This window comes from Ottowia sp., assembly GCF_035325765.1.
In the GTDB taxonomy this organism is placed as follows: Bacteria; Pseudomonadota; Gammaproteobacteria; order Burkholderiales; family Burkholderiaceae_C; genus Ottowia.
This window is the reverse complement of sequence record NZ_DAOKZG010000028.1, coordinates 36,912-43,703: the sequence shown is the minus strand read 5'-3', so window position 1 is coordinate 43,703 and position 6,792 is coordinate 36,912. Positions and strand designations below refer to the sequence as shown.

General features: G+C 70.9%; 6 protein-coding genes. 4 read left to right on the top strand and 2 right to left on the bottom strand.

Annotation, left to right across the window (positions count from 1 at the left end; translation table 11 throughout):
* Nucleotides 1-494: 494 nt before the first annotated feature.
* The gene (locus PKA16_RS10360; RefSeq protein WP_324402978.1) at nucleotides 495-2,477 is read right to left on the bottom strand and encodes a cation:proton antiporter; all 1,983 of its coding nucleotides are present in this window, start codon (nucleotides 2,475-2,477) and stop codon (nucleotides 495-497) included.
* Between the two features lie 54 nt (nucleotides 2,478-2,531).
* Here PKA16_RS10360 and PKA16_RS10355 point away from each other — a divergent pair, with 54 nt between their 5' ends.
* From PKA16_RS10355 to PKA16_RS10340, 4 genes are all read left to right on the top strand, one after another.
* Nucleotides 2,532-3,509 (top strand): KpsF/GutQ family sugar-phosphate isomerase, encoded by a 978-nt coding sequence (locus PKA16_RS10355; protein ID WP_324402976.1) that lies wholly within the window; start codon nucleotides 2,532-2,534, stop codon nucleotides 3,507-3,509.
* A gap of 230 nt (nucleotides 3,510-3,739) precedes the next feature.
* Complete coding sequence (locus PKA16_RS10350; protein WP_324402974.1) at nucleotides 3,740-4,297, top strand: HAD hydrolase family protein; 558 nt, start codon at nucleotides 3,740-3,742, stop codon at nucleotides 4,295-4,297.
* 26 nt (nucleotides 4,298-4,323) lie between these two features.
* The gene (gene lptC / locus PKA16_RS10345) at nucleotides 4,324-4,920 is read left to right on the top strand and encodes an LPS export ABC transporter periplasmic protein LptC (RefSeq protein ID WP_324402972.1); all 597 of its coding nucleotides are present in this window, start codon (nucleotides 4,324-4,326) and stop codon (nucleotides 4,918-4,920) included.
* Nucleotides 4,917-5,726, top strand: a complete 810-nt coding sequence (locus tag PKA16_RS10340; RefSeq protein WP_324402970.1) for an SDR family oxidoreductase — start codon at nucleotides 4,917-4,919, stop codon at nucleotides 5,724-5,726. Before lptC ends, PKA16_RS10340 begins: the two co-directional genes overlap by 4 nt.
* A 104-nt stretch (nucleotides 5,727-5,830) precedes the next feature.
* Here the strand turns inward: PKA16_RS10340 and PKA16_RS10335 are convergent, their stop codons facing one another.
* Nucleotides 5,831-6,421 (bottom strand): RNA-binding protein, encoded by a 591-nt coding sequence (locus PKA16_RS10335; protein WP_324402968.1) that lies wholly within the window; start codon nucleotides 6,419-6,421, stop codon nucleotides 5,831-5,833.
* Nucleotides 6,422-6,792: the final 371 nt, after the last annotated feature.

The window sequence follows — 6,792 nt, the reverse complement described above, 5'->3', positions numbered from 1 at the left end:
AACGTCCATGGCCATGCGGGTTTGGAGAAGGTTGCAAGCGGTCAACTGCCGTTTCTGGGATCACTGGTTACATCGCGCCTGGCGCGACCGAGGACGCATGAAACGCCACGGCTCCAAAGGCCGCGGAGCAGGCCAGGCGGGGGCACCCGTGGCCGGGGTCTTACTGGACACTGGGTGCGTCCCCCTTGCAGGGGGATCGAGCGCAGCGACATAGACAGTATTTCATTCTAGTGCAGTGTTTCACGCTATCAGGTACTTATAACGAGTCGCCAAGGGGCCAGCTGCGCGGCGCGTGGCCGCAGGCATGGTGGGTCCATGTCAAGGCCACGCAACAAAGCAGATGGCCCCTTGGCGGCTCGCCCTGCGGGAAGCCAGAAAAAGGCTCGCGGCGGCGTTGCAGTTCTTGCCAAGGCCGCCAGCATTGGCTGCGAACCGCGCCTTGCCGCAAACCTTTTTCTGGCTTTTATAAGTGCCTGATAGCGTGAAACACTGCACTAGCCCGCGAGCGCGCGCTCGGCGCGCTCCAGTGCCTCCGCCTGGCCGGCCAGCACCAGGGTTTCGCCGCCTTCCAGCACCAGGTCGTCCTCCGGCGCGACGGGCTGGCCCTCACGGCTGCGCAGCCGCACCACGCGCGCCGACGTGGCGTCCAGCAGCGCTTCGCCGAGCCGGCGCCCGGCCAGCACGGCGGGTACCGTGAGCGTCAGCAGGCGGTCGGCCTGCAGCTCGTCCTCGTGGCTGTCGCCGGCGCCGTGGAAGAAGCCGCGCAGCAGGCCGTAGCGCTCGTCGCGGTGCTGCTGCACGATGCGGATTACGCGCCGCGTCGGCACGCCCACCAGGGCCAGCGCGTGGCCGGCCAGCATCAGCGAGCCCTCCTGCGATTCGGGCACGACCTCGGTGGCACCCGCGGCGCGCAGGCGATCCAGGTCGTGATCGGTCTGGGTGCGCACGATCACCGGCGTGTGCGGCGCCAGGCCGCGGATTGTGGCCAGGGTCTTGAGCGCGGCCGCGACGTCGAGGTAGGTCAGCACCACCGCGCTGGCGCGCGTCAGTCCGGCCGCCACCAGGGTCTGCGGCTTGGTGGCGTCGCCGAACACCACGGCGTGGCCGGCGGTGCGCGCCTGGCGCACGCGGTCGGGGTCGAGGTCGAGCGCCATGGTGACGATGCCTTCGCGCTCCAGCAGGCGGTCGATCGCCTGGCCACTGCGCCCGAAGCCGCAGATCAGCACGTGGCCGCTGGCGTCGATCGACTCGGCCGCGATCGCCGTCATCTGCAGCGACTGCTGCAGCCATTCGCTGGCCACCAGGCGCAGCACGATGCGGTTGCTGGCCATGATGATGAAGGGCGTGGCCAGCATCGACAGCACCATGGCCGCCAGGATCGGGTGGAACAGCTCGGGCGCCAGCAGGCCTTCGCGCCGCGCCAGCGTCAGCAGCACGAAGCCGAACTCGCCGGCCTGCGCCAGGTACAGGCCGGTGCGCAGCGCGACTCCGGCGCTGGCGCCCAGGCCGCGCGCCAGCAGGGTCACCAGCGCCAGCTTGAGCAGCACTGGCACGACCAGCAGGAGCAGCACCAGCGGCCACTGCAGCGCCACCTGGCGCAGGTCCAGCAGCATGCCGATGGTGATGAAGAAGAGGCCCAGCAGCACGTCGTGGAACGGCCGGATCTCGGACTCCACCTGCAGCTTGTACTGGGTCTCGGAGATCAGCACGCCGCAGATGAAGGCCCCGAGCGCCATCGACAGCCCGGCCTGCTCGGTGAGCCAGGCCAGGCCCAGCGTGAGCAGCAGCAGGTTGAGCATGAACAGCTCCTGGCTGCGCCGGCGCGCCACCAGCGTGAGCCACCAGCGCATCACGCGCTGTCCGCCCCACAGCAGCAGCACGATCACCAGGGCAGCCTTCAGGCCGGCCAGACTGAGTTCGGCCAGCAACTGCTCGGGCGGCGAGCCGAGCGCCGGGATCAGCACCAGCAGCGGCACCACCGCCAGGTCCTGCAGCAGCAGCACGCCCATCACGCGCTGGCCGTGTGCGGTCTCCAGTTCCAGCCGGTCGGCCATCATCTTGACGACGATGGCGGTGCTGCTCATCACCAGCGCGCCCGACAGCGCCAGCGCGGTCTGCCAGCCGACGCGCCACAGCGCAGGCAGCAGCCAGGAGAGAAACAGCGTGCCCAGCGTCGCCAGCAGCATCGTCAGTAGCACCTGCGACAGGCCGAGCCCGAACACGTAGGCGCGCATGGCGCGCAGCTTGTGCAGGTTGAACTCGAGCCCGATCACGAACATCAGGAACACCACGCCGTATTCGCCGAGCTGGCGGATGCTCTCGGCGTCCTGGCCGAACGCCAGTCCCAGCGTGTGCGGCTCCATCAGCACGCCGGCGATCAGGTAGCCGAGGATCGGCGGCAGGCGAAAACCGCGGCACAGGGTCACGCCCAGCACCGCGGCCAGCAGGTAGAGCAGGGTCAGCTCGAGCGAGCTCATGCGCCATGGTAGAGCAGGCCGGCCCCCGCGGGGTGGACCGATAAAATCCACGGCATGACCCTGGATCCGCAACAGGTACTGCGACTGGCGCGCCAGACGCTCGACATCGAGGCCGAGGCCCTGCTGGGGCTCAAGAGCCGGCTGGGCGATGGTTTCACGCGCGCCGTCTCGCTGATGCTGGCGGTGCGCGGGCGCGTGGTGGTGATGGGCATCGGCAAGAGCGGCCACGTCGGGCGCAAGATCGTCGCCACCCTGGCCTCCACCGGCACGCCCGCCATGTTCGTGCACCCGGCCGAGGCCAGCCACGGCGACCTCGGCATGATCAAGCCGGTCGATGTGGTGCTGGCGATCTCCAACAGCGGCGAAAGCGAGGAGCTCAACGCCATCGTGCCGCTGCTGCGGCGCCTGGGCGCGCCGCTGGTGGCGATGACCGGCCACCTCGACTCCACGCTGGCGCGCCACGCCGACGTGGTGCTCGACAGCGGCGTCGCGAAGGAGGCCTGCCCGCTCAACCTCGCGCCCACCGCCAGCACCACCGCCCAGCTCGCCCTGGGCGACGCGCTGGCCGTGGCGCTGCTGGACGCGCGCGGCTTCAAGGCCGAGGACTTCGCGCGCTCGCACCCGGGCGGCGCGCTCGGACGGCGCCTGCTCACGCGCGTGTCCGACATCATGCGCACCGGCAGTGAGGTGCCGCGCGTCGCGCCGGAAGCCTCCTTCAGCGAACTCATGCGCGAGATCACGCGCAAGGGCCTGGGCGCCTCGGCCATCACCGACGTCGCCGGTCATCCGCTCGGCATCTTCACCGACGGCGACCTGCGCCGCCTGGTGGAAACCGGGCGCGACCTGCGCGCGCTCACCGCGCGCGAGGTCATGCACGCCGAGCCGCGTACCATCCGCGACGACGTGCTGGCCGCCAGCGCCGCCGAACTGATGGAGCGCCACCGCATTTCGGTGCTGCTGGTGGTCGACGCCGCTGGCTGCCTGGTGGGCGCGCTCAACACGCACGACCTGATGCAGGCCAAGGTGATTTGATGTGAAACACCGCCGTGTCTCCACTCGCTGCGCGATGTTGCGCCTGCGCGTGAGCGCCGCTCGGCCGCCCGAGGGCGCGAGGGCTCCCCCTGGGGGCGTCGTCCTGGGGGCGCAGCCTGTGGCCAGGGGGACCTCGACCACGGCGGCTGCTGGCGCGGCCTGCTCCGCGGTCATTGGAGCGCAGCCGATTCGTGCGCCGCAGGTGGTGCGCCACACCCCGGGCAACTGACGTGATCGCTCCAGCGCAGGCCTGGCCTCCCGAACTGCTGCTGCGCGCGCAGGGCGTGCGCGTGCTGCTGCTCGACGTCGACGGCGTGCTCACCGACGGTGGCCTGTACTTCGGCGCCGAGGGCGAGGCGCTCAAGCGCTTCCACACGCTGGATGGCCACGGCCTGAAGCTGCTGCGCGCGGTCGGCATCGCGCCCGCCGTGATCTCGGGGCGCGACTCGCCCGCGCTGCGGGCCCGCCTGGCGGCGCTCGGCATCGACCGGCTGCGCCTCGGCACCGAGGACAAGCTGCCGGCCGCCGAGGCGCTGCTGCAGGAGCTGGCGGCCGACTGGTCGCAGGTCGCGGCGATCGGCGATGACTGGCCCGACCTGCCGGTCCTGCGGCGCGCGCACTTCGCCTGTGCGCCGCCCGGCGCGCACCCGGAGGTGCTTGCCGTGGCCAGCCACGTGACGCGCGCGCCGGGTGGGCAGGGCGCGGTGCGCGAGTTGTGCGACCTGCTGCTGGCCGCCGGCGGCCACTACCGGCGCCTGCTCGATCACGCCTGCGGGGCGCCGGCGTGAATGCACGTCGCCTGTGGCGCCGCGGCATGGATCAGCTGGCCGCCTGGCTGCCGGCGGCGCTGATGATGTTGTTCGCCCTCGGCACCTGGTGGCTGGTGCGCAGTACCGAGGCCTTACGCGTGCCGGGCATCGAGCGGCCGGTGCTGCACGAACCCGATTACGACATGCGGGATTTCACGGTGCGCAACTTCGATGGCGACGGGCGCCTGAAGTCCGAGCTGACCGGCACCCAGGGACACCATTACCCGGACACCGACACCTACGAGATGAGCCAGCCGCGCGTGCGTGCCTACGACGCGCAGGGTCAGCTGACGATCGGCCGTGCCGAGCGCGGTGTCTCCAACGGCGACGGCAGCGAAATCCAGCTGTACGGCGACGCCCACGTGTTGCGCGGCGCAGGCGTTGCGGCTGACGGGCGTGCCACGCCGCGGCTGGAGTTTCGCGGCCCGTACCTGCAGGCCTGGCCCGAGGCCCGGCGCGTGCATTCGGACCAGCCGGTGGAGCTGTTGCGCGGCGTCGACCGCTTCACTGGCGACGCGCTCGACTACGATGCCCAGAGCGGTGTCGCCGAGCTGCGCGGCAACGTGCGCGGGCTGATCCGGCCCGCGCCCGCGCGTCCGTGAGCCCGCCTCCGAACCTTGCGCCAGGCGACGCCGCGCCCCTGGTCTTCATCACCGGTGCCTCCAGTGGCATCGGCCAGGCGCTGGCGGCGCGCTATGCGGCCGCCGGCTGGCGCCTGGCGCTGGTGGCGCGGCGCGGCCCGTTGCTGCAGGCCTGGATCGAGGCGCAGGGCCTGCCGCCCGAGCGCTGCCTGGTGCAGGCGGCCGACGTGGCCGACGTCGATGCCATGGTCGCGGTGGCGCGCGCCTGCGTCGAGCGCCTGGGCGTGCCCGACGTGGTGATCGCCAACGCCGGCATCAGCATCGGCATGGACAGCGCCGAGCGTGCCGACCTGGACATCATGGCGCGCACCTTCGCCACCAACAACCTCGGCCTGGCCGCCACCTTCCATCCCTTCATCGAGCCCATGCGCCGGCGTGGCAGCGGGCGCCTGGTCGGCATCGCCAGCGTGGCCGCGATGCGCGGCCTGCCTGGGCATGGCGCTTACTGCGCCAGCAAGGCGGCCGTGGTGGCGTACTGCGAAAGCCTGCGCGGCGAGCTGCGTGGCAGCGGCGTGCGCGTGGTGACCCTGCTGCCCGGCTGGGTCGACACGCCGCTCACGCGCGGCAACCGCTACCCCATGCCCTTCATCCTCACGCCCGAGGCCTTTGCCGAACGCGCGCAGCGCGCCATCGAGTCTGGTGCAAGCTGGCGCGTCATCCCCTGGCCGATGGCGCTGGTGGCGCGCGTGCTGCGGCTGCTGCCCAACCGCCTGTTCGATCGTCTGCTGGCCGGGCGACCGCGCAAGGCGCGCGCCAGCGGCCATTGAGGGTCTGGCCAGCGCGGTGCGCGCGCGCGAAAAAAAGAGCTCCCAAGCGGGGGCTCTCGAGGCCGCACCCGACAGCCGCGTCGCGGTTGCCGGGCCGAGTGGCTTCAATACTCGTCGTGACCGCCGCCGTGGCCTTCACCACCGCCGCGGCGACCGCCGCCGCGCGGGCCGGTGCCGTAGGGGCTGCGGAAGTGGCCGTCCTGGCCGTCGCTGCGGCCGTAGCCACCTTCGCGCCGACCGCCACCGCTGCCGCCGTAGCCACCTTCGCGCCGGCCGCCGCTGAAGCCGCCTTCGCTGCGGCCACCGCCACCGCCGCCGTAGCCGCCTTCACGGCGACCACCGCCGCCATAGCCGCCTTCGCGCCGGCCGCCGCCGAAGCCACCGCCTTCACCGCCGTAGCCACCACCACCGCCACCGCCATAGCCGCCGCCGCGCGGGGGACGCGGCTCCATCGGACGCGCCTCGTTCACGACCAGGTTGCGGCCGCCCATGGCGTGACCGTTCATGCCGGAGATGGCAGCCTGCGCCTCGGCGTCGCTGCCCATCTCGACGAAGCCGAAGCCCTTGGAGCGGCCGGTGTCGCGCTCCATCATGACCTTGGCGCTGGTGACCGCGCCGTATTCGCCGAATGCCTGCGCGAGATCTTCATCGCGCACGGAATACGGCAGGTTGCCCACGTAAAGTTTGTTGCCCATCGAACCGGGACTCCTCATTGACAAAGAAAAAGCGATGGAGTCCGGAAAACGCCTTCGACAAAGCTTCGTGGGGCTGCGCCCGAAGGGAAACTGACTGCTGTCACCGCAGGATCAAATCGTGCACGGATGCGCACGGGCGCGATTATGCGGCAAAAACAGCGACGTCAAGCATAGGGAAAATAACCATTCGTCGCGCTCAACAATACCGGGGTCGGTGTCGGCGGCGGTGCCGCAGGCGCGCCACGTCCGTACAATCGGAAAGCATCCCGGGATCTCCAGGAACCGCCAGGTTGCTCTTGTAATGGGAGCGGTATTTCAATCTGGGGCGTGGCCTGTCAGGCAGTCCTGTTCATCGGTCCGGCTTGTTTCCG